This window comes from Methylomonas sp. DH-1, from assembly GCF_046097555.1.
GTDB classification, from domain to species: Bacteria; Pseudomonadota; Gammaproteobacteria; order Methylococcales; family Methylomonadaceae; genus Methylomonas; species Methylomonas koyamae.
In genome coordinates this window covers 2,839,006-2,861,472 of sequence record NZ_CP143089.1, presented here as the reverse complement: position 1 = coordinate 2,861,472, position 22,467 = coordinate 2,839,006, and the positions used below count along the sequence as shown (strand labels likewise).

Sequence of the window (22,467 nt, the reverse complement as noted above, 5' to 3'; positions counted from 1 at the left end):
TAGGTTCATGCAAGAAATTAATCCGATCAAATACAAGATTGCCGATCTGCGCGAGCGTAGCGCCGGGTTGAAGAACTATCTAGATTTCGACAGCAAAAGCGAACGTCTGGTGGAGGTCTTGCGCGAACTGGAAGACCCGGCAATCTGGAACAAACCGGAACAGGCGCAGGCCATGGGTAAGGAACGGGCGATGCTGGAAGGTATCGTCAATACCATCAAGGACCTGGAACAAGGCCTGAACGACGCCGAGGAATTGCTGGCGATGGCGGTCGAGGAGAACGACGAGGATACTGTCGATACCGTCGCCTCCGATTTGGAAGGCTACGAGAAACAGGTCGCCAATCTGGAATTCCAGCGCATGTTCGCCGGAGAGATGGACCCGAATAACGCCTTCTTGGACATTCAGGCCGGTTCCGGCGGCACCGAGGCTCAGGATTGGGCGTCGATGATCGAACGCATGTATTTGCGCTGGGGCGAAGCCAAGGGTTTTAAAACCGAGTTGATTGAAGAATCGCCGGGCGACGTGGCCGGCATCAAAAGTGCGACCATCAAATTCGAAGGCCCATATGCCTTCGGCTGGCTGCGCACCGAAACCGGTGTGCACCGGCTGGTCAGAAAGTCGCCGTTCGATTCCGGTAACCGCCGTCACACCTCGTTTGCGTCGGTGTTTGTCTCGCCGGAAATCGACGACGATATCGAAATCGACATCAACCCGGCCGATTTGCGTATCGACGTCTACCGCGCCAGCGGCGCCGGCGGCCAGCACGTCAATAGAACGGAGTCGGCGGTGCGAATCACCCACGCCCCCAGCGGCATCGTCACCCAATGCCAGAGCGATAGGTCGCAGCACAAAAACAAAGACACGGCGATGAAGCAGCTCAAAGCCAAGTTGTACGAGATGGAAATGCTGAAACGCAGCGAAGGCTTGCAAGCGATTGAAGACTCCAAGTCCGATATCGGCTGGGGCAGCCAGATTCGTTCCTACGTGCTGGACCAATCCCGCATCAAGGATCTGCGCACCAATGTCGAAACCGGCAATACCCAGGCGGTTTTGGACGGCGCGCTGGATCAGTTTATTGAGGCTAGTTTGAAGAGCGGGTTGTAAAACGAACCTTACCTGAACCGGAGGGCGTGATGAAAAATTTTCAACGGATTACTTTCGACCCGAGTCTAATGGGGGGGAAACCTTGTATACGCAGCCTTAGGGTTACCGTTGGTACGGTGGTCGGTTTGGTTGCCAGCGGTTATTCGGTGCAGCAGATTCTCGATTTATACCCTTATTTAGAAGCTGACGATATCACCGAGGCGTTGCACTTTGCGGCTTGGAGAGCCGAAGAGATCGAATTGCCTTTGCACGCGGCGTGAAACTGTTGCTGGATATGAACCTGTCGCCGGCGTGGGTGCCAGTGTTAGTCGGCGCTGGTTTTGAAGTGCTGCATTGGTCAGAAATAGGCGCCGCAAATGCCGCTGATCACGTGTTGTTTGAATGGGCTCGTGAGAATGGCGCCGTGGTTTTTACCCATGATCTGGACTTCGGGACTTTGTTGGCGCTGACGGGTGCTGAATCGCCCAGTGTTTTTCAAATTCGCACTCAAAACATCGCACCGCAAGCGTTGGGACCGCGGGCAATCGAGTTGTTGTGCCGTTTTCATACTGAACTCGAGAACGGCGCTCTGGTTGTTGCCGACGAGTTACGCGAACGGGTGCGCTTGCTGCCGCTGGACCGATAGTTAATTTTTATTTTTGCTTTAGTTTTTAAGAACATGTCAGAATTCGAACACGACGAACAGGAACAAATTAGACAACGCCGCGAAAAACTTAACGCTTTGCGTGAAGAGGGTATCGCTTTCCCGACCGATTTTCGCCGCAATGTGGTGGCGGGGGAATTGCTCGCCGAATATGGCGATAAATCCGAAGAAGAATTGCTGGCCGAACCGGTGCGGGTCAAGATTGCCGGGCGCATGATGACCCGCCGCATCATGGGCAAGGCCAGTTTCTGCCATTTGCAGGACATGTCCGGCCAGATTCAGGTTTACGTGGCTCGTGACAATTTGCCTGAAGGCGTTTACAACGACCAGTTCAAAAAGTGGGACATCGGCGACATCCTCGGCGCCGAAGGCGTGCTGTTCAAAACCAAGGTTGGCGAGCTCAGCGTCAAGGTCGACGACATCCGCCTGTTAACCAAAGCCTTGCGGCCGCTGCCGGAAAAATTCCACGGCATCGCCGACCAGGAGATCAAATACCGCCAGCGTTATCTGGATTTGATCATGAGCGACGAGACGCGCAAGACCTTCGTGATGCGCTCGAAAATCGTCAATTACATTCGCGATTTTCTGGTTCAACGCGACTTCCTGGAAGTCGAAACGCCGATGATGCAGGTCATTCCTGGCGGGGCGACGGCAAGGCCGTTCACGACCTTCCACAATGCGCTGGACATGGAACTGTATCTGCGCATCGCGCCGGAGCTTTATTTGAAACGCTTGGTGGTCGGCGGTTTCGAGCGGGTGTTCGAGATCAACCGCAACTTCCGCAACGAAGGCCTGTCGACTCGCCATAACCCCGAATTCACCATGATGGAGTTCTACCAAGCCTATGCCGAATATGGCGACTTGATGGACTTGACAGAAGCCTTGTTGCGCGGCATCGCCGAGGATGTGGTCGGCAAAACCATCATCGAATACCAAGGTGATCAATACGATTTTGGCAAACCATTCCAGCGCATGACGGTGCTGGAATCCATCTTGCACTTCAATCCCGAATTGACCCTGGCCGATTTGACGACTCGCGAAGCGGCCGTGAAAGTCGCGGAAAATCTGAAGATTCCGGTCAAGGACAGCTACGGCCTGGGCAAAGTGCAAATCGAGATTTTCGAAAAGACAGTCGAACACCGCTTGATGAATCCGACCTTCATCACCGCCTATCCGGTGGAAGTGTCGCCGTTGGCGCGCCGCAACGACAACGATCCGCACGTCACCGACCGTTTCGAATTTTTCGTCGGCGGCCGCGAGATTGCCAACGGCTTCACCGAGTTGAACGACGCCGAAGATCAGGCCGAGCGTTTTAGAAAGCAGGTCGAGGAAAAAGAAGCCGGCGACAACGAAGCCATGCATTACGACGCCGATTACATCACCGCGCTGGAGCACGGTATGCCGCCGACCGCCGGCGAGGGCATAGGCATCGACCGGCTGGTGATGCTGTTCACCAACTCGCCGAGCATACGCGACGTGCTGTTGTTCCCGCACATGCGGCCTAAACATTGACGAAATAGTTGGCGTAATACCGGCCACGGGCGTTCCGTTGCCGGGTTTGTGCCGCCACCAATCGCGAAACTGCACGAATCTTAATCTTACGGGAAGTGACTGATCATGGGTGTCGAAGCTAAACAATTCAAAGGTGCTCTGAAATTATGGGCCAGCGGGGTAACGGTGGTAACCACCCAGAGCCGCGAAAATCAGCCCAAGGGTATGACCGCGACCGCTTTCAGCAGCGTTTCGCTGGATCCGCCGCAAATTCTGGTGTGCCTGAATCAGGCCACCGATACCGGTGCCGCGTTGCTGGAGAGCCGGCACTTTGCAGTGAATATCCTGAGCGAAGCCCAAGAAGACGTTTCCAACCAGTTTGCCGGCAGCACCACGCAGGAGCAGCGGTTCGCGGCCGTACCTTGGCAAGCCGGGGAAAACGGTGCGCCGCTGTTGAGCGACGCGCTGGCGGCTCTGGAATGCCGGGTGGTGCAGCAAATCCAGGCCGGGAGCCATTGGGTGGTTATCGGCGAAGTCGACCGCGTCGTTTGCCGCGATGGCGATCCATTGTTGTATTACCACTCCGCGTATCGGCGGGTGGCCGCGGTAGATTAATTGGCGGGCGGTTTGCCGATTTGTCGTATTGTTGGGTTTGCGACAAATTTATTAGAGTTTGTAAGGGAAAACGTTGAGCGCGGTTAGCGGGTCCCGTTAAATCGCCGCGAAAGCAGTGATATTTCGGGTTTTATAACTGGCAGAAATTTTGCTTCCATGGAAATGGATTTCATCCATTTTCAGTAATACCACGGAGTGAACAATGTCAGTAAAGGTTATTAAAGAATTTTCCGAAAAAGCCAAAGTCGATCAGGACTTGAAAGAAAAGCTCAAAGCTTGCTTGAAAATCAAAGAATTGATTTTGTTGGGTAAAGAGTACGGCTTCGATATAGACGAAGTCTCTTTGTATCCGCCGAACGAACCGCAATTCGTCGAGGAGCAATTGTCGGAGAGACTGGTTAAAGCCTTGCTCAGAGCTTGATCCACACGCCGCCTCGCTCGTTCCAGGGTGAGGCGGCAGTCTGCCGGTTCCATGCACCGGTCCCCTATATTCTCTCCGAGACGGTAAACTATCCGGCTGTCTTCGAAGAGAACCAAAGCATGTTCAATCTCAGCGATAAACCCCAATTGATGGGGATCCTCAATGTCACCCCCGACAGTTTTTCCGACGGCGGCAAATATACAGGTCTGTCTGCTGCCTTGCGTCAAGCTGAAACAATGATCGCCGAAGGTGCCGACATCATCGACGTCGGCGGCGAATCGACCCGGCCCGGTTCCGATCCGGTCGCGGCGGAAGAGCAAATTCGCCGGGTGGTCCCGGCAATTACCGCAATTCGCCAACTCAATCCGACGGTAAGAATCAGCATCGATACCATGTCCAGCCGGGTGGCCGCCGCCGCTCGCGATGCCGGCGCCGACATCGTCAACGACGTATCGGCCGGGCAGGCCGACAGCGATATGCTGGCTTTCGCCGCCCGTAGCGGCATGGCCATCGTTTTGATGCACATGCAAGGCGAGCCGAAAACCATGCAGGATCGCCCCTACTACGAGAACGTCGTCGAGGATGTCGCGGCAGCGTTGCAGCAACGCATCGATGCGGCGTTGGATGCCGGAATTGCGCCGCAGAATATTGCCATCGACCCCGGCATCGGTTTCGGTAAACGCAAGCAGGACAATTTGCAATTGTTGGCGCATCTTCAGCGCTTCGTCGGCATGGGCTATCCGGTGCTGCTGGGCGCCAGCCGCAAGCGCTTCATGGGCAATATCTGCAATGTAGAACAGCCCGCCGAGTTAGTCACCGCCACTGCGGTAACCACGGCTTTGGGCGTCATGGCCGGGGTGCGGATGTTTAGGGTGCACGACGTAACCGCCAATCGCCAGGCCATTGACGTAGCCTGGGCGATCAAAACGGCACAGTGAGCGGCCTGCATCCGCGGCTGCAAGCCTTTCAAACGCGATTGCAGCGGTCGTCGCTGACCCGGATCGACGATCCGCTTGTGTCCGAACGCGGTATCCGGCTTTGGCTGAAACGCGACGATTTGTTGCACCCCGTCGTATCCGGCAATAAATGGCGCAAACTTAAATACATCCTGAACGATGCGTTGCATCGCGGCGCCGATACCGTGCTCAGTATGGGCGGGGCCTACTCCAACCATCTGCACGCATTAGCCTTCGTTGGCCGCGCCTTAGGGTTAAATACGGTGGGCTATATTCGTGGCGAGCGGCCGCCCGAGCTGAACCCGACGCTGCTTGATTTGATCGCATGGGGCATGGAGTTGCGCTTCGTGTCGCGCCAAGACTACCGGCAGTTGCGCGGTTTTAAAACGTGCGACAGCTTGCCGGGTCTGAAACCGGGCCAATATTGGCTCGCGGAAGGCGGGGCAATGGCGTTGGCATTGCAGGGCGTCGCCGAATCGGCCGCCGAAATCGATGTCGCTTTCGATACCTTGGCGGTCGCCTGCGGCACCGGCACGACCTTGGCGGGTTTGATCGGCGCCGCGCCGGCAAGTACCCAATTGATCGGCGTCGCCGCGCTGAAAGGCGGCGGCTTTCTTACCGACGACATCGCGGCGTTGCTTAACCGCAGCGGCGGGGCGGACCGGGCCGCGTGGCGGGTGCTGACCGATTACCACTGCGGCGGCTTCGCCAAGACCACTCCGCAGTTGCTCGATTTCATCGCCGATTTTCAGCGCCGGCATGCGATCGAGCTGGAGCCGGTTTACACCGGAAAATTACTGTATGCGCTATACGATCTGATCCGGAACGGCTATTTTCCGGCCGGGCATCGCATCGTCGCCGTGCACACCGGCGGTTTACAAGGCAAGCGTAGCGAGGCTTAACCGTCGGAAAAACAAAGCGTATTGAGTCGCGGGGCAAAATGGCGATAATAACGGCTGCCGAAAATAATAACGATAGGTGGCACCGTGGCGACAGTAATCCTGACCAAATCCCAACCCGACACCGCCCGGCCGATGGCGGTGTCTTTCCGTTTTTTGCTGAGTTTGTACGCCATCGTGCCGTTGAGTCTGGCCTTGGTTTGGCTGGACAGCGCCGGATTCGACCATGCCTTGCGCGAAGCCTTGCCGACCAGCCCTAGCCATTTCCTGTTGTTTCAGGTCTTGTTCGGCACGCCGCATATCGTCGCCAGCAATTTATTGCTGGCCAGCCACTCCGACTATCTGGCGGCGTACAAAGGTAAGTTGATCGCGATGACCGGGTTTATCGTGCTGTTTTTCGGTGTCGGCAGTTTGTTTATTCCGTACCGGGTGTTATATCTGATCAGCGCCTGTTGGACCGTTTACCACGTGTTGAAACAACAGCACGGCGTCGCCAAAGCGGTGTGCCGTTTGCCGAATTGGGCGTTTCATCTGCAATTGTGGCTCAGCGTTAGCGCCGGCATCTTTACCTATATCGGCATCTTCATGCACAACAGTCTGGAGCCGGAACAGGCGGCGCAGGTGTTACAGATCGCAGTTCTGTTGACCGCGGCTTTGTGCATTTCCACCTTTGTCTGCCAACGCTATGTGCCGAACCGCTTGGGCTGGTATTTTTTGTGGGCCAATACGTTGTTGGTGGTCGCCAGTTGTTATGTCTACAGCCAACAGTATTATTTTTTGGCGATTTTGATGCCGCGCCTGGTGCACGATATTACTGCCTACAGTTTTTACGTGACCCACGACGTCAACCGCCACGGCAATCGCCCCGAAAACGCCTTGTTCCGCTTGACGGCAAGTTGTCGGATTCCGCCGGCGGTGGTGTTGCCGTTGTTATCGTTTCTGTTGACTTACCTGTTGCAGGCCTACGGCGACGATCTGGTGAATCTGCTACTGCAAACGCTGTTTGCCACCCAGGTTTACAAAGCCGTCACCTTGGGCCTGATCGGTTATCTGGCCTTGATGCATTACTACACCGAGGCTTTCGTCTGGACTGCCGGCTCGCCGTTGCGGCGTTACATCCGGTTCAGCGGTGTCTGACACGCCTTCGAAACGCTTGCTTAACGGCGGCAGCATAGGCTATGCCGTCGGCAGTTGTTCTTTGGGCGCTGTCCTGGTCGCCGGCGGCGTAAACGGCGTTTGCGCCATTGCGCTGGGCGACGTTGCCGACAGTTTGGTCCACCAATTGCGGTTGCGGTTTCGGGACGCGGAAATCGGCTACAGCAATGCCGATTGTGCGGATTGGCTGCAGCAAACCATCGCTTTTATCGAACAGCCGGTAACGGAATTGGCCTTACCCTTGGTGCTGAGCGGTACGCCGTTTCAGCGACAGGTGTGGCAGGTGTTACGCGAAATTTCGTTGGCTGCGACGTTAAGTTATCGCGCCATCGCCGGCCGTATCGGCGCGGAACGGTCGGCACGCGCGGTGGCTGCGGCTTGTGCGGCCAATACGCTGGCGTTGGCGGTGCCTTGCCACCGGGCGGTTCGCAGCGACGGCAAACTGGCCGGTTACCGTTGGGGAATCGAGCGCAAAGCCGAATTGCTGAAACGCGAACGCGAGGCCTTGGCCGCCGGCCAATAAGCGCGGCTCAGACGCCGATGTCTTCGTTCCAGAGTTCGGGGCGGGCGGCGATGAAATTGCGCATTAAATCGATGCAGCGCTGGTCTTGGGCTATTCCAGCGTTACGCCGCGTTGGCGCAGTAATTGTTTTCGCCGACGAAGGTTTGGTTTTCGCCGATGACAACGCCCGGCATGTGGTATAGCAAAATGGCGCGGCTGCAGATCGGGCAGGGCGACCAGGTGGTGTAGAGCATGTCACGCTAAACTTGAGCCGGCAAGCGGCCGGCATTTCCCAGCGCATCCATTTCGCCGTGCAGAACCGCGCTGCCGTGTTGTACCCGGCGGTTACGGCCTCCGCCGATGATGCGGTCCCGGTAAACCAGCACCGAACCGATCGGAATGTCGCCTTCCGCCAAATCCGCTTCGGCTTCGGCGATGACCGCTTGGAGAAAAACATCCATCGCCGCCGGATTCAGTCGAGCGTGTAACCGACTTTGATTGTCACCTGCCAGTGGGCGATTTTGCCGTCGGCGATATGGCCGCGGGTTTCGATCACTTCGAACCAGCGCATATTGGCCACTGATTCGCCGGCTTTGGCTACGGCGTTTTCCACCGCATTCTCAATGCTGACAGTGGACGAACCGGTCAATTCGATTTTTTGGTAAACATGGTCTGGCATGGCGGCCTCCGCAAAAATTAAAACAATGCTCGGAAACGGCGCGCGGCCTCGAACGGATCGCCGTCGAATACGCCGCCGATGACGGCCAATAAGTCTGCACCGGCAGCCAATAACTGTCCAGCGTTTTCCGGCAAAATACCGCCGATGGCGACGATAGGCACCGGCAAGCTGCGCTTGGCTTCACGTAGCGTGCCGATTTCGGCCGGCGCCGCCAACGGTTTGGAACCGGACGGAAAAAATCGGCCGAAGGCGACGTAATCGGCGCCGGCCGCGACGGCTGCGGTCGCTCTGGCGATATCGTTGTAACAGGACACGCCGATGATCGCGTCGGCCCCCAGCTTTACTCGGGCTGCCGCGATGTTGCCGTCGTCGCGGCCCAAATGCACGCCGTCGGCGCCGACCGCCAGCGCCAGCTCGACGCTGTCGTTGATAATCAGCGGGACATGGTAACTGCGGCACAGTCGTAACAGGCGGCCGGCCAAGCCTTCGCCATCCACGGCCTGTTTGTCGCGGTATTGCACCAGCACCGCGCCGCCTTTTAACGCCGCTTCGACTTCGGCGATGACTTGTTCTGCGGTTTTGCCTTCGGGTTGGGTGATCGCGTACAGGCCGCGGCGGGGAAGTTTCATGATTCCACCCAAAAAAAACGTTCCGGATTATGCTGGCCGCGGCCAGTTCGGTAGGCGGCTGCGAGGCTTTGCCACGTGTAGTCTTGCGCCTCGCTGATCGCGCTGAACGGGTCCAGGCCTTGCGCCAGTAACGCGGCGATTGCGCTGGCCAACGTGCAACCGGAGCCGTGGTAGCTGTGAGGCAGCCGTTCCCAATTGAAGGTTTCGTTAACGCCGTCGGCCAGGTACAGGCGGTTGTGTACCAATTCCGAGTCTTCGTCGGCTCCGGTGATCAAGACGTACTCCGCGCCGCTGTGTCGCAGCGCCTTGCCGCAGGCGTCGAGGTCGGCCAGCCCGGTCAGGCGGCGGGCTTCGTTGGCGTTAGGCGTTAATACCGTGGCTAGCGGCAATAGCCGGTTGTTGATGGCATCGATCAAACCCTGGCCGGCCAAGTCGCTGCCGCCGCCGGCGGCCAGCACCGGGTCCAATACCACTGGAATTCGCGGACAGCTTTGTAATACGTCGGCAATCGCCTCGGCCAGTTCCGCCGAGCCGATCAAGCCGATTTTGATGGCCGCGACCTGCATATCGGCCAGCACGGTTTGCGCTTGGCTGGTCAAGTCGGCCGCCCGCTGCGGCAACAGTTTTTTGACGTTGCGGCTGTCTTGTTCGGTCAGCGCCGTGATCACACCGGCGGCATGGCAGCGGTGGCTGGCGATGGTTTCGATGTCGGCTTGAATCCCGGCGCCGCCGCTCGGGTCGTGGCCGGAAAAACATAATACGACCGGCCGGCTCATTGCCCGTCTCCGTGCAGCAAGGCCAGAAATTCCGCCTCGCTGATCACCGTCACGCCTTTTTCGCGCGCGGTGTTGGTTTTATTGGCGCCGACGTTGTCGCCGGCTACCAGATAGTCGGTTTTGGCCGATACCGAACTGCCGACTTTGGCGCCCTTGGCTTTGGCTTGTTTGCTGAGCTCGTCGCGGCTGCCACTGTGCAGCGTGCCGGTAAATACCAGGGTTTTGCCGGCCAACGGGTGAGCGCTTTCGTCCGGTTGAGCCTGGCTGGCCTGTAGGTTAAAACCCAGCGCCATCAACTGATCGAACAAGGGTTTGATATTGGCGAAGCCTTCGGTAATCACCGCGGCGGTTTTCTCGGCAAAGCCTTCGATCGCGACAATGTCGGCTTCGCTGAGTTGGAAAATGTTTTGCAATGGATGGTGGGCCAGCAAACGTTCGCAATTGCCCAATCCCATCCGAAATACGCCGAACGCGGCCAGAAAGCGCCAGTCTTCGACTGCTTCCCGCCGGCTGCGCAATAATTGGTCGACCAGGTTTTGCGATTGTTTCGGGCCGAAGCCCATGTTTTCGAATTGCTCGGTATCGAGAGCGTAAATTTGATCGACGCGGCGGATACCGTGTTCGTAGAGGCGTTTGATCGTCGCTGCGCCGAAGCCGTCGTTGTTTTTCAACACTCTGAAAAAGTGCTCCATGCTGTTGCTGATTTGCGCCGGACAAGCCAGATTGTTCGGGCAAAGCAGATAGTCGTTATCCCATATCAAAGCATGGCCGCAACTGGGGCAGGCCTCGGGGATGTCCGGTTCGGCCGGATTGATTACGGCCTCGATTTTCGGAATTACCTCGCCGGAGCGCGCCAAGCGGATCAGTGCGCCGGGTCCGATGCCTTTGTCGACCACCATCTTGTAATGGTGGGCCGTAGCCCACGACAGGAGGGCGCCGCTGAGGCGGGTCGGTTCCAGTTCGGCTACCGGCGTGATCCGGCCCGAGCGCGAAGTTTGCGGTACGACCTGCAGAATTCTGACTTCGGCCGTTTCCAGATTTTCCTTGTAAGCCAACTGCCAGCGGTGGTGGTGGCGGGTGGCGCCGAGATAGGTTTTCAATTCCTCGTCGGCAATTTCCAGTATCACGCCGTCGACGTCGTAGTCGACTTTATGCCAGATGGTTTTGACGTGGCCTTCGAAGTCGGCGATCAATTCGGCCCAAGAGCCGGTCCAGGCAGGCAGCAATGCAAACGGATAAAACACCGCGGCATGGTCGTCGATGGCTTGTTGAGCGTGTTCGTCCAGTTCTTTTTCCTTGATGACGCTGGCTTGAAAATTCCGCGGGTTGTCGAAAAAGTCGGCCAGATTGCGGTCGAAATAACTGCGGCTGACTACGATTTCGCCGGCACCCAGCCCGCGTCGGCCTTGGTTGGCGACCTGCAAGCCGCGTTCGAATACGCGGCTGATGTCCTGGCCTTTACGGCCGTCGCCGCGGGTATAAAGCATCTGGCCGTCGTCGTAGGCGGCGTAGCCGTCCAGCTTCGGCGTGATCTTGAAGTTCAGCGCGGCAAAGTTTTTGCCCAGTTCCTCGGCCGCTTTTTCGATGCGTGCCGCCCAGCGTTCCACTTCGTCGCGGCTGTAAGCCTTGTCGGTGGACAGCATCATGACCGGCAGGTCGACGGTTTTGCCGGCGAAAGCCGGCTCCGGTTCCACCTCGTGCAACAACGGATGGTCGGGCTGGCGTTTTTTTAACTCGGCCAGAAAGATGAAATCGTAGTCACTGTCGCTGATGGCCGGCTCGCCGCCGCGGTAGAGGGCGTTAGCGATTCTCAGAAAGGCGACCAGTTCGCCGTCGCCGGCCGATTCGATTTGTTGCGGATGGCGGCACAGCTCGCAAAAGCGGTGTTCGCCGATGTCCTGCAACACGGCTCCGGCTTGGCGGAGCAGATGTGTTTGGCTGTCGCTGAGCATGCGGGGAGGATTCGGATTAGGATAGGCCGGCGATTATAGGGGGATCGTCGGGCAAAAAAAAGGCGGGAGAGGTAAACTCGCCCGCCGAGTATCTATCTTTCAAGAGGATCATGTCGACGGTAGGAAATCGTTCGACACGGCTATAGTTTAGGGGATTGCCGCTGATAAGCATTGACCTGGATCAATGTTTGTCGGCTTTTTCCGACGCTGCGGCAGAAACAGATTTACAGGATCGGCATAGGCCATGGATTTCGATGGTTTTGCGTTGCGGGACGAAGCCGGCATCGCTTAATTCTGTGCCGAGCGCACTCAATACGGCGGGGGCGGCGCGTTCTTCGACGGTATGGCAGGCGGTACAGATCAGCAATAGCTGGTCGTGCTGGGTGCCGGAGCAATGGCAGCCGACGAAAGCGTTCAGGCTTTCCACCCGGTGAATCAGTCCTTGCTCCAGCAAAAAATCCAGCGCCCGGTATACCGTCGACGGTTTGGCGGCATCGTTGACCGGACGGATTTGGTCGAGCAAATCGTAAGCTTTGACGGCTTTATGGCTGTTCCAGATCAACTCCAGAATTTTATGGCGGATCGGCGTCAACTGTACGCCGCGTGACAAGCAAAGCTGTTCCGCTACACTTATCGCATTTCGAATACACAGGTTGTGGTCGTGTTCCGGATGGCTGATACGCTCGGGTTCTGATTCGGTCATTTGCGGGAAGAGTGATAAGGTTCATTCATTTGGCGGTGCGGCTTGTTTATAGTGCCAGCATCATCAGGCCATTTCAATTCATATCGAAGTTGTCTGCTGCTATGATGTGGTGGCGTTCGCCCGGGCGCCATAGTATGGTTGTTGGATATATGGCCGGTGAGGGGCGCGGCGCAGCGGCAAGTACTTTTTGAGGCAATTGATGAGAAGGATTACGTTCCTGGTTTATGCGGTGCTATGGCTAATGCTGCTTAGCCTGAACCTATACCAGCAAGTAATGGATACTAAACAGTACGCGCAGAATATCGCCACCCGCCAAGCCGAGATGTTTTTCGACCATATCATTCTGGTCAGAAAATGGAATGCTTCGCACGGCGGCGTGTACGTGCCCGTCGACGCCGGCACTCAGCCCAATCCCTATCTGAAGGTGCCGAACCGGGATTTGGAAACCAAGGAAGGCGTCAAACTGACCTTGGTCAATCCGGCGTACATGACCCGGCAGTTGGCGGAAATGAGCCAAAGCCAAACCGGCATCAATTTTCATATCACCAGCACCGAGCCTCTGCGGCCGGAAAACGAACCCGACCATTGGGAGGCTCAGGCTCTGGCCGGGTTTCGGAAAGGTCTGAAAAGCGTCAGCGGCGCGGGCGAGATCGACGGCAAACCGTTTTACCGCTACATGGCGCCGCTGCTGGTCGAAGCGGAATGCTTGAAATGCCACGACCAGGACGGCTACAAGCTGGGCGACGTCAGGGGCGGCGTCAGCGTGAACATACCCGCTGCGACGCTGGAGAGTTTCGTCAACGAGCGGGTCGACCATCTGGTCATTACCCATACCATCGTTGCGTTGATCGGTTTGATCGTGCTGCTGTTGTCCTATTTGGCGCAGGCCCGGCTCAGCAAACGCCTGGACAAGGCGCAGAGCCGGCTGCAATTGGCCTACCTGGATTCGCTGACCTTGTTGCCGAACCGGCGCTATTACGACGCCTTCGTCAAACGCGAATGGAAACGGGCGTTGCGGCACCAATATCCGCTGTCTATGATTATGATCGACATCGATTTTTTCAAATCCTACAACGACAATCTAGGGCATCTGGAAGGCGACCAATGTCTGCGGCAAGTGGCGAGAACCTTGAAGCGCTTTTTCCGCCGACCCGGCGATTTGATCGCCCGCTACGGCGGCGAGGAATTCTGCGTGGTCGCGGCTTGCGACGCCGAACAAATACTGGTTTTGGCGGAGATATTGCGGAAGGCGGTCGAGAACATGCGGATGCCGCACCCGGATTCGAAAATTTCCGAGTTCGTCACGATCAGCCTCGGCGTTGCCACCATTATTCCGGGCCACGATCAGGCTTTCGACGGTTTGCTGTATCGTGCCGACCAAGCCCTTTACGACGCCAAAGCATCGGGCCGGAACCGGGTCGGACGTTACCGGGAATAAACAGCCGGCGCCAGTTTCCGGCGCCGGCTGTTTAAGCTTATATCGGTTTATGCTCCAGCAATTTGGCGTGGGCCGCCGCCAGCCGGGCCACCGGAATCCGCGGCGCCGAGCAGGAGACATAGTTCAAGCCCAATTTGTGGACGAAACGGATCGAACGCGGATGGCCGCCGTGCTCGCCGCAGATGCCGATCTTCAAATCCGGCCGATGTTGCCGGCCCAATTCGACCGCCATTTTCATCAGTTTGCCCAAGCCTTCGATATCCAGCGTTTCGAACGGGTTGTCTTCCAGTAACCCGGATTCTTCGTACAACGGCAGGAATTTGTTTTCGGCGTCTTCGCGGGAGAACGAGAAGGTGGCCTGGGTCAAGTCGTTGGTGCCGAACGAGAAGAAGCTGGCGGTCGCCGCCAAGCGGTCGGCCCGAGTGCAGGCCCTGACGGTTTCGATCATCGTACCGAATTTAAAATTGAGCTTAAGTTTGTACTGCGCTTCGACCTCTTCCTGAATCTGGTCGACATAGCTTTTCACCTTTTTCAACTCCTGGGCGGTGATGACTTGCGGCACCATGATTTCCGGCTCGACCGGGATGCGTTGCTTGATGCAGCGCGCCGCCGCTTCCAGAATCGAGCGGATTTGCATCTTGTAGATTTCCGGGTAGCTCATGCCCAGCCGAACCCCGCGATGGCCCAGCATCGGATTGACTTCGTAAAGCTCCAGCACTTTGTCCAGCATCATCTGCTTTTTGGCAATCGCTTCCAGAATCACGTCTTCGTTCAAGCGGTTGAACGGCGCCGGCAGATCGCCGGCATTGGCCAACGTGTCCAGCGTCACCCGCTGGCCCTTGACGACGGTCAGGTAATGTTTCAAGGCGTCCAACTCATCGGTCAACTGGTGTTCGTTGGGCAGAAACTCGTGCATCGGCGGATCCAACAGGCGCACGGTAACCGGATGCGGCGACATCGCCTCGAACAACTGTTCGAAGTCGTCGCGCTGGATCGGGAACAGTTTGGCCAGCGCCGCTTCCCGCTCTTCGGTGTTGTGGGCCAGAATCATATCGACTACCAGCGGCAGGCGGTCGGCGGCGTTGAACATGCGTTCGGTACGGCACAAACCGATACCTTTGGCACCGTAACTTACCGCCAGCCGCGCGGTTTCCGGTGTGTCGACGTTGGCGTGAACCCTTAGGCGGGCGACTTCGTCGGCCCAACCCAGCAAGATTTTCAGTTCCTCGGAAAAGCGCGGCGCGATGGTCGGAATCCGGCCCAGGTAAATATTGCCGTTACTGCCGTCTATCGTGATCAGATCGCCTTCCTTGATATGGATGTCGCCGACGATGGCCAGCCGCGCCCGTACGTCGACCTTGATATCCTCGGCGCCGGCGACGCAGGCTTTGCCCATGCCGCGGGCCACGACCGCGGCGTGCGAAGTTTTGCCGCCGCGGCTGGTCAGTACGCCTTGGGCGGCAAAGAAGCCGTGAATGTCTTCCGGTTTGGTTTCTTCCCGCAACAGGATTAGATCCTGGCCGGTTTTTGCTAGGCGGACGGCACTATCGGCGTCGAATACGCAATGGCCGCAGGCCGCGCCGGGAGAAGCCGGCAGGCCGGTGGCGATCGGTTTGTTGTTGTGGTCCGGCGCCAATTGCGGATGCAGCAATTGCTCCAACAACTCCGGATTGATGCGTAATAACGCTTGCTCTTTGTTGATCAAGCCCTCGCTGACCATGTCTATCGAGGTTTTTACCATCGCCGCCGCGTTCATCTTGCCGTTGCGGGTTTGCAGGCAGTACAACACGCCGCGTTCGATGGTGTACTCGTAGTCCTGGACTTCGTGGTAATGCGCTTCCAATTTGTTGCGCAATTCCACCAGTTGCCGGTATTGCTCCGGCATTTCTTTGGCCATCTCGTGTACCGGTTTCGGCGTGCGGATGCCGGCGACCACGTCTTCGCCTTGGGCGTTGACCAAATATTCGCCGTACATCTCGTTTTCGCCGGTGCCGGGGTTACGGGTGAAGCCGACGCCGGTGGCGCAGTCGTCGCCCATGTTGCCGAACACCATCGTCACGATGTTGACCGCCGTGCCGTTGGCAATGTCGGGCGTGATGTGGAATTCGCGGCGGTAATCGACCGCGCGCTTGCCTGTCCAGGAATTGAATACCGCGCAGATCGCAATCTCCAATTGCTGGTAGACGTCCTCCGGAAACGGCCGGCCGGTTTCTTCGTGGACGACCATCAAGAACAATTCGCTGATTTCCTGTAACTGGTCGGCGCTCAAGGCGACGTCGGCCTTGATGCCGGCGGCACGTTTGACGTTGTTGAAATGCATATCGAATTTCTCGTCGTCGATGCCGAGCGCAACCTTGCCGAACAGTTGGATAAAGCGGCGGTAGGCGTCGTAAGCAAAACGCGGGTCGGAGGTTTCCTCGATCAGACCGGCCAGGGTCTGCTTGTTCAAGCCCAAGTTAAGGATGGTATCCATCATGCCTGGCATCGAAATGGCCGAGCCGGAACGCACCGAAACCAGCAACGGATCGCTGGCGCCGCCGAAACTTTTGCCGGTCACCCGTTCGATGTCGGCGATTTGCGCCCGCACTTCGTCCATCAGGCCGTCCGGCAAGCGTTTCTGTTCCAGGTAGCTGAGGCAGGTCTGGGTGGTGATGACAAAGCCCGGCGGTACGTTGAAGCCCATTTGGGTCATTTCGCACAGATTGGCGCCTTTTCCGCCCAGTAAGGCTTTGTTTTTACCGTCGCCGGTGGTGAATGAGTAGCTGTATTGTGCAGTCATTATCGCTCTTGTCGAAGTGGTGAGGGTCTATGGCTTGCAAGCCGGCGGCGCGTGGCCTGGAGCGGCGCCGCGGCGTGCGGAGAAATGCGGTTAGAATACCCGGACTTTTTACCGATTTTTTTATGTCATTACAAGCAGTACGGAATGGATAATTCAGACGTGGTCATTGTCGGCGCCGGCGCCTCCGGTTTGATGTGCGCCATCGAGGCCGGCAAACGCGGCCGCAAGGTTAGGGTGCTCGACCACGCCAACCGGCCCGGCAAAAAGATTTTGATGTCCGGTGGCGGCCGCTGCAATTTCACCAACTACACGATAGAAGCCGAAAATTACATTTCGCATAACCCGCATTTTTGCAAATCGGCGTTGAGCCGTTACACCCAGTGGGATTTCATCGATTTCGTACAGCGGCATCGGATTCCTTACCACGAGCGATTGCACGGCCAATTGTTTTGCGACGACAGCGCCAAGGATATTCTGAACGCGTTGCTGGCCGAATGCCGGCAATACGGCGTGCTAATCGAATTGAACTGCCGGATCGACAAACTGCAAGTGGCCGCAAACGGCGGTTTTTTGCTGCACACCAGCCTCGGCGAGCGCCGGGCGGAGAGTGTCGTCATTGCCAGCGGCGGCTTGTCGATTCCGAAGATGGGCGCCACACCTTTCGGTTACCGCATCGCCGAGCAATTCGGCATCAAGGTTTGGCCGACTCGGGCCGGTCTGGTGCCGTTGACCTGGCAGGACGACGACAGCCATCGTTTTGCGCCGCTATCCGGAATTGCCGTTCCGTGCCGGGTCGATTACGGCGGGCGCAGTTTCCGGGAAAATTTGCTGTTCACCCATAGGGGTTTGAGCGGCCCGGCGATTTTACAAATATCGTCGTATTGGCGGCCGGGCGAGGCGTTAACGATCGACTTGCTGCCGGATCTGGATATCGGCGAGCGCTTGCGAGCCGAGCGTAGCGCCGGCAGCAAGGCCAAGCTACAGAATTCGCTCGGCGAATACCTGCCCAAACGCTTGCTGCAAGCCTTGCTTGACCAGAATTTGCTGGCGGCTGCGGCCGCAAACTGTTCGGACAAACAAATCGCCGCCGTCGCCGAACGCTTGCATGGCTGGAGCGTTAAACCGAACGCTAGCGAAGGTTACCGGACCGCCGAAGTGACTGTCGGCGGCGTCGATTGCGACAGCGTGTCGTCGAAGACTCTGCAAAGTTTGCAGGTACCGAATCTGTATTTTGTCGGCGAAGTGCTGGACGTGACCGGTTGGTTGGGCGGTTACAATTTTCAATGGGCCTGGTCGTCCGGATGGTGTGCGGGGCAATATGTCTGACCGGTTCTGAATACCTGTTTGGTAAAAGCGTCGTTCGGTGGCCGGTTATGCCGTTTTGCCAATTCGAAGCCGTTTAAAACTAGACAGGCGGCAAAATCTCGTAGTTTTTATCGCTTCACAAGTTGTGCGGAATCGTCGCTTGTTAGTGAATTTCAATTTGTTTTTCAGGACTGAAGCAGGCTCGAGAACAGGAAGTCGAGACGGGTATAGCCGGCATTGCCAGCAAAATAATTTTGATCGTTTGGATTCTGGCTTGCCAGACGCCAGCGGGGTGCCGAATTTCCGGAAATTAGCGACAGGCCCCGGCCGACTGCTTGCGTAATACAAGCCCCGCAGTGCGTTCAGCGATTCGAACGTAGGCAGGTGCTGCTTGAATAGTCGACAATTTCCGGTAAAACTGGGGTAGAGTAATTCGGGCACAAACATTATAACGAGGGCGAAGCTCATGATAGATAAGCAAAAAATCGGCGAGATTTACCGGCTTGCGGTCGAATGGCTAACCGCTGCCTGGGCTTGGCTGCAAGCGCGTTGGCAAGCTTTTAACGCCAAAAATGCGAATAACGCCGGCCAGTCCGGCAACGAAGCGCCGAAGCCGTCGCGGTTCTGGTTGTATCTGCTGCTGGGTATCTTCCTGTTGTCGATTTTTGCCGGCGGCGAACGCATCCAAGGCCACGAAATTCCTTACAGCCAGTTCATCGCTCTGGTCAACGAAGACAAAGTGGAAAATGCCGTGGTTACCCAGCGCTTCATCAACGGCACGTTGAAGCAGGAAGACAAGAAAATCGGCAAGCAGTTTTTCACGATACCGCTGTGGGACGAGGCCTTGGTCAAAAACCTGCAGGCGCATAAGGTCGAGTATGTGGTCAGGAGCGGCGATAACTGGGCCAGCAGCCTGCTGTTCAATTGGATCATTCCGATCGCGATTTTTGCCGGCATCTGGATGTGGCTGTTGCCGAAAATGGCCGGTGGCGGCGGCCGCGGTTTTCTGAATCTGGGCAACAAGATGCGCATCCAGCAGGAAACCTCGAAAACCACCTTCGACGACGTGGCCGGTGCCGATAGCGCTAAACAGGAACTGAAGGAAACCATCGATTTTCTAAAGGCGCCGGAAAAACTGCAAAAGCTGGGCGGGCGGATGCCGAAGGGCGTGTTGCTGGTCGGTTCGCCGGGTACCGGCAAAACCCTGCTGGCGCGGGCCGTTTCCGGCGAAGCCGGCGTGCCGTTCTTCAATATCAGCGCTTCCGAATTCATCGAGCTGTTCGTCGGCGTCGGCGCCGCGCGGGTGCGCGATTTGTTCGAACAAGCCCGGCAAAAAGCGCCCTGCATCATCTTTATCGACGAACTCGATGCGATCGGCCGCTCCCGCGGCGGGCCGGTGGTGATGGGCGGCAACGACGAACGCGAGCAGACCTTGAACCAGTTATTGACCGAAATGGACGGCTTCGACGCCGCTTCCGGCGTCGTGGTGATGGCCGCGACCAACCGGCCGGAAATTTTGGATAAGGCCTTGTTGCGGGCCGGCCGCTTCGACCGCCAAATCGTGGTCGACAAGCCCGACCAGTTGGACCGGGTGGCAATCTTGAAATTGCACAGTAAAGCCATGCAATTGGACAAAGACGTGGATTTGGCCATCGTCGCCAAGCGTACGCCTGGCTTTGTCGGCGCCGATTTGTCCAATATCGCCAACGAGGCGGCGATCCTGGCTGCTCGCGCCGGCCGCGATACCGTGAACATGGCCGATTTCGAAGCCGCAATTGATCGGGTCATGGCCGGCCCGGAAAAGAAAAACCGAGTACTCGGCCCGGAGGAAAAGCGCCGGGTGGCTTACCACGAAGCCGGCCATGCCTTGGTTGCCGAGAACGTGCCGACCGGCCAGCCGGTGCACAAAATTTCGATCATTCCGCGCGGCGTGTCGGCGCTGGGCTTTACCTTGCAACTGCCGGTCGAAGAAAAATACCTGTCCACCGAAGCGGAACTGAAAGACCAGTTAGCGATCCTGTTGGCCGGGCGGGTCGCCGAGCAACTGGCGTTGCAAAGCGTTTCCACCGGTGCCCAAAACGACTTGGAAAAAGCCAGCGAAATTGCCCGCAACATGGTGTGTTATTTGGGTATGAGCAAAAAACTGGGGCCGTTGATTTACGGCCAACGCCAACAACTGCAATTTCTGGCCGGCGATATATCGGAACAGCGCAACTACAGCGAAGAAACCGCGCGTGTGGTCGATGCCGAAATTCGCGGTCTGATCGAGGACGCCGAACGCCGGGCGCAGCAGATTCTGACCGGTAAACGCGGCCATCTGGATAAGCTCGCCGAATTGCTGCAAGACAAGGAAGTGATTCAGCGCGAGGAAATGTTGGAGTTGATCGGCGGCGTCTGACGGCCAGGCCTCCGCGTCGGTCCGGCCCGAAGCGGAGGCCGGTTTTGCCGATTTTCCGGTGTCGCCGGATCATACAAACCCGGCCTAAGCCGTATCTGCCGACTTAGAGCGTACGGCCGATTAATCGACATTAAAAGTATTGAAGTAGTTTTGTCGAAATATTTTACAACGTGTTGTTAAGCATGCGATTTGATCTTGTCTTCGGTGCCGTTAATCCGGCCGTTACCGGCCGTTTTCCAGCGAAAATTTATGCCTCTGGGTCTAGTCGGAAATTTTTACACATTGCTGTAACAGATACTTTTTGCTGTGAGCTGAATCACATAAAGTGGTTATTTTTTATTGATTATTCAAAAGGCGCACATATTTTGCTTGTTGTCGATGCGTAGGGAAAGTCTTTAAGAATTGTGAATTTAGCGATAGCGAGGCAAAGATTATGGACACCAAGAAAAACGACACGGCAAACAAAAATCACGACGGCGACTGCAGCCACTCGTCTTTGGCGAAAGAATTCGTATTGGGCTTGCCTACCGGCAATTTCGTTTGCGCCCATTGCGGTCGGCCCTTGTCGTCGATATTAAGGGCTGACAGAAGATAGGTTACCGCCGGCGCGGACGGCGGGCTAGCCACCGGCTACTGCCGAGTGCAGCCTGTCGCTCCCCCGCTGCTGCCGGCTCGCGCCGGCAAACTCCGATACCGCGTTCCGGTTAACGCCGCAACCGGTTCAACATTTTTCTCGCCGCTTTGCCACTCCAGGTTTGTATCCGCGGCCACTGCACGGCCCAGATTGCTCCGGCTTGCGTCGCGGCGTTTGCTGTTTTGCGCCGGATTTTGCCGGCCAACGCCGGCCAATCGACATGGCGGTCCGCGATCCAGCCGTGCCGATACAGCCAATGCAATAAGCCGGAAAGGAACAACAGGGCAGGGGCCAAACCGGCGCAGAACCACAAAAACCGGCCGCCGGCGCCGAAGGCTTCGCCGGTATGCAAAGGCCATAGCCAGACCGTGAACGTCTGGCCCGGCGAAAACCGGTGCGGATTGCGTACGTCTCTGATTTGGCCGCTCCAACGGTCGACCCAGACCGTGGTGAACGGGTGGTGTTGGTTGATTTCGTCGCGCTGGCGCAGATTGACGCGATATACGCCCAGTTCGCCGGCCGGGGTGGTTACCCGCCTGACCTCGGAACTGGGAAACGGTCCGCGCGCAACCAAAATTGCTTCGGCTAGCGTTACCGGCCGCTGGTTCGGCACCGCGGTACTGCGCACGTTGGAACCGGCATCGCCGTGGCCCATGCCTTCCGCCGAAGTCAGGCTTTCCAACAGCGGCGGATAAGCCAAATGCAGGCCGGTGAACGCCAGTAACAGCAAAAATCCGGCGGTCGCTAAGCCCAACCAGCGGTGGAAGTCGAATATCAGCCGGATCAGGCTACCGTCGCGGCGGAGGCGGAAAGCGCCGGCCAGATTTCGCCAGCCCGGCCACCACAGATACAGGCCGCTGACGGTAGACAGTATCAGTAAACCGCCCAGAATGGCCATCGCGTTACGGCCGGCGGCGTCCAGTTGCAATTGGGCGTGCAAGTCCAGAATCCAGGTGGCGAAGGTTCGGCCCCAAAATCGGCTGTCCAACACGGCTCCAGTGTAGGGGTTGATCGAAACCATCAACGGCGCGTAAAACGCGTCGACGCTTTCCTTGGGCTTGTCGAACCAGGCGGTAAGCGGCCGGTCCGGCGCCAGCGGCATTTCCAGAGTCCAGGCGCCGTGGCGGTCGGGATGGGCATTTCGCAACGAACCCAGAATTTTATCCGGCGGCAGCGGCACAGCATCTTGCGGAATCTCGATCCGCAACTGCGGATTGAGCAGGCTGTCCAGTTCCTCGCGGTAAACGCTGAGGCTGCCGGTCAGACCGATCAGCGCAAAAACCAGCCCCAGGCCGAGCGCCAACAGCAAATGGCATTGCCGCCAGATTTTTCTGGCGTCGACGATGAAGCGGGGGCGGACGATCAGTGGGTAATGCGGTTCGGGCAT

The 22,467-nt window shown here is 57.4% G+C and carries 22 protein-coding genes; 13 read left to right on the top strand and 9 right to left on the bottom strand.

Translation table 11 applies throughout. The features are described 5' to 3' along the window. Positions 1-7: 7 nt before the first annotated feature. The 10 genes from prfB to VXJ35_RS13010 all read left to right on the top strand — a co-directional run bounded on the left by prfB (position 8) and on the right by VXJ35_RS13010 (position 7,808). Complete coding sequence (gene prfB / locus VXJ35_RS13055) at positions 8-1,105, top strand: peptide chain release factor 2 (protein WP_064021890.1); 1,098 nt, start codon at positions 8-10, stop codon at positions 1,103-1,105. Positions 1,106-1,134: 29 nt separating this feature from the next. Next, complete coding sequence (locus tag VXJ35_RS13050; protein ID WP_054763018.1) at positions 1,135-1,365, top strand: DUF433 domain-containing protein; 231 nt, start codon at positions 1,135-1,137, stop codon at positions 1,363-1,365. After that, entirely contained in the window at positions 1,362-1,730 is a 369-nt protein-coding gene (locus VXJ35_RS13045; protein ID WP_064021889.1) for a DUF5615 family PIN-like protein, read from the top strand. Before VXJ35_RS13050 ends, VXJ35_RS13045 begins: the two co-directional genes overlap by 4 nt. A 33-nt stretch (positions 1,731-1,763) precedes the next feature. Next, positions 1,764-3,260: a lysine--tRNA ligase gene (gene lysS / locus VXJ35_RS13040; RefSeq protein WP_064021888.1), complete on the top strand. Its 1,497-nt coding sequence runs from the start codon at positions 1,764-1,766 to the stop codon at positions 3,258-3,260. Between the two features lie 105 nt (positions 3,261-3,365). Further along, positions 3,366-3,854, top strand: coding sequence for a flavin reductase family protein (locus VXJ35_RS13035; RefSeq protein ID WP_064021887.1), 489 nt, complete (start codon positions 3,366-3,368; stop codon positions 3,852-3,854). Positions 3,855-4,056: 202 nt separating this feature from the next. After that, entirely contained in the window at positions 4,057-4,275 is a 219-nt protein-coding gene (locus VXJ35_RS13030; protein ID WP_054763020.1) for a Nif11-like leader peptide family natural product precursor, read from the top strand. A gap of 119 nt (positions 4,276-4,394) precedes the next feature. Next, on the top strand, positions 4,395-5,213 hold the full coding sequence (gene folP / locus VXJ35_RS13025) for a dihydropteroate synthase (protein ID WP_064021886.1): 819 nt from the start codon (positions 4,395-4,397) through the stop codon (positions 5,211-5,213). Beyond that, positions 5,210-6,133 carry a pyridoxal-phosphate dependent enzyme gene (locus tag VXJ35_RS13020; RefSeq protein ID WP_331711072.1) on the top strand — a complete coding sequence of 308 codons (924 nt, stop codon included), beginning with the start codon at positions 5,210-5,212 and terminating at the stop codon, positions 6,131-6,133. The genes folP and VXJ35_RS13020 overlap by 4 nt, the downstream gene beginning before the upstream one ends. Positions 6,134-6,265: 132 nt before the next feature. Then, a complete protein-coding gene (locus tag VXJ35_RS13015) occupies positions 6,266-7,267 on the top strand; it encodes a hypothetical protein (protein ID WP_064021885.1) in 1,002 nt (333 codons plus the stop codon). After that, a complete protein-coding gene (locus VXJ35_RS13010; protein ID WP_197495828.1) occupies positions 7,260-7,808 on the top strand; it encodes a methylated-DNA--[protein]-cysteine S-methyltransferase in 549 nt (182 codons plus the stop codon). The genes VXJ35_RS13015 and VXJ35_RS13010 overlap by 8 nt, the downstream gene beginning before the upstream one ends. A gap of 101 nt (positions 7,809-7,909) precedes the next feature. Here the strand turns inward: VXJ35_RS13010 and VXJ35_RS13005 are convergent, their stop codons facing one another. The 7 genes from VXJ35_RS13005 to VXJ35_RS12975 form a co-directional block, all read right to left on the bottom strand. Beyond that, positions 7,910-8,041, bottom strand: a complete 132-nt coding sequence (locus VXJ35_RS13005; protein ID WP_269454914.1) for a hypothetical protein — start codon at positions 8,039-8,041, stop codon at positions 7,910-7,912. 6 nt (positions 8,042-8,047) lie between these two features. After that, positions 8,048-8,248: a hypothetical protein gene (locus VXJ35_RS13000; protein WP_231914743.1), complete on the bottom strand. Its 201-nt coding sequence runs from the start codon at positions 8,246-8,248 to the stop codon at positions 8,048-8,050. Between the two features lie 11 nt (positions 8,249-8,259). After that, on the bottom strand, positions 8,260-8,466 hold the full coding sequence (locus tag VXJ35_RS12995) for a dodecin (protein ID WP_054763253.1): 207 nt from the start codon (positions 8,464-8,466) through the stop codon (positions 8,260-8,262). Between the two features lie 17 nt (positions 8,467-8,483). Further along, positions 8,484-9,095: a thiamine phosphate synthase gene (gene thiE / locus VXJ35_RS12990; protein ID WP_064021883.1), complete on the bottom strand. Its 612-nt coding sequence runs from the start codon at positions 9,093-9,095 to the stop codon at positions 8,484-8,486. Beyond that, positions 9,092-9,871, bottom strand: a complete 780-nt coding sequence (locus VXJ35_RS12985) for a hydroxymethylpyrimidine/phosphomethylpyrimidine kinase (protein ID WP_064021882.1) — start codon at positions 9,869-9,871, stop codon at positions 9,092-9,094. The genes thiE and VXJ35_RS12985 overlap by 4 nt, the downstream gene beginning before the upstream one ends. Next, on the bottom strand, positions 9,868-11,823 hold the full coding sequence (locus tag VXJ35_RS12980; RefSeq protein WP_064021881.1) for a BRCT domain-containing protein: 1,956 nt from the start codon (positions 11,821-11,823) through the stop codon (positions 9,868-9,870). The genes VXJ35_RS12985 and VXJ35_RS12980 overlap by 4 nt, the downstream gene beginning before the upstream one ends. A gap of 181 nt (positions 11,824-12,004) precedes the next feature. Beyond that, on the bottom strand, positions 12,005-12,526 hold the full coding sequence (locus tag VXJ35_RS12975) for a transcriptional repressor (RefSeq protein WP_054763252.1): 522 nt from the start codon (positions 12,524-12,526) through the stop codon (positions 12,005-12,007). Positions 12,527-12,800: 274 nt separating this feature from the next. Here VXJ35_RS12975 and VXJ35_RS12970 point away from each other — a divergent pair, with 274 nt between their 5' ends. Next, positions 12,801-13,964, top strand: a complete 1,164-nt coding sequence (locus tag VXJ35_RS12970; protein WP_231914742.1) for a diguanylate cyclase domain-containing protein — start codon at positions 12,801-12,803, stop codon at positions 13,962-13,964. A 37-nt stretch (positions 13,965-14,001) separates the two neighbouring features. Here the strand turns inward: VXJ35_RS12970 and ppdK are convergent, their stop codons facing one another. Then, positions 14,002-16,743 carry a pyruvate, phosphate dikinase gene (gene ppdK, locus VXJ35_RS12965; protein ID WP_064021879.1) on the bottom strand — a complete coding sequence of 914 codons (2,742 nt, stop codon included), beginning with the start codon at positions 16,741-16,743 and terminating at the stop codon, positions 14,002-14,004. 144 nt (positions 16,744-16,887) lie between these two features. Here ppdK and VXJ35_RS12960 point away from each other — a divergent pair, with 144 nt between their 5' ends. Then, positions 16,888-18,069: an NAD(P)/FAD-dependent oxidoreductase gene (locus tag VXJ35_RS12960; protein ID WP_064023500.1), complete on the top strand. Its 1,182-nt coding sequence runs from the start codon at positions 16,888-16,890 to the stop codon at positions 18,067-18,069. A gap of 445 nt (positions 18,070-18,514) precedes the next feature. Continuing rightward, complete coding sequence (ftsH, locus tag VXJ35_RS12955) at positions 18,515-20,446, top strand: ATP-dependent zinc metalloprotease FtsH (protein ID WP_082880908.1); 1,932 nt, start codon at positions 18,515-18,517, stop codon at positions 20,444-20,446. Between the two features lie 704 nt (positions 20,447-21,150). Here ftsH and VXJ35_RS12950 read toward each other — a convergent pair. Next, positions 21,151-22,467, bottom strand: coding sequence for a PepSY domain-containing protein (locus VXJ35_RS12950; protein ID WP_082880907.1), 1,317 nt, complete (start codon positions 22,465-22,467; stop codon positions 21,151-21,153).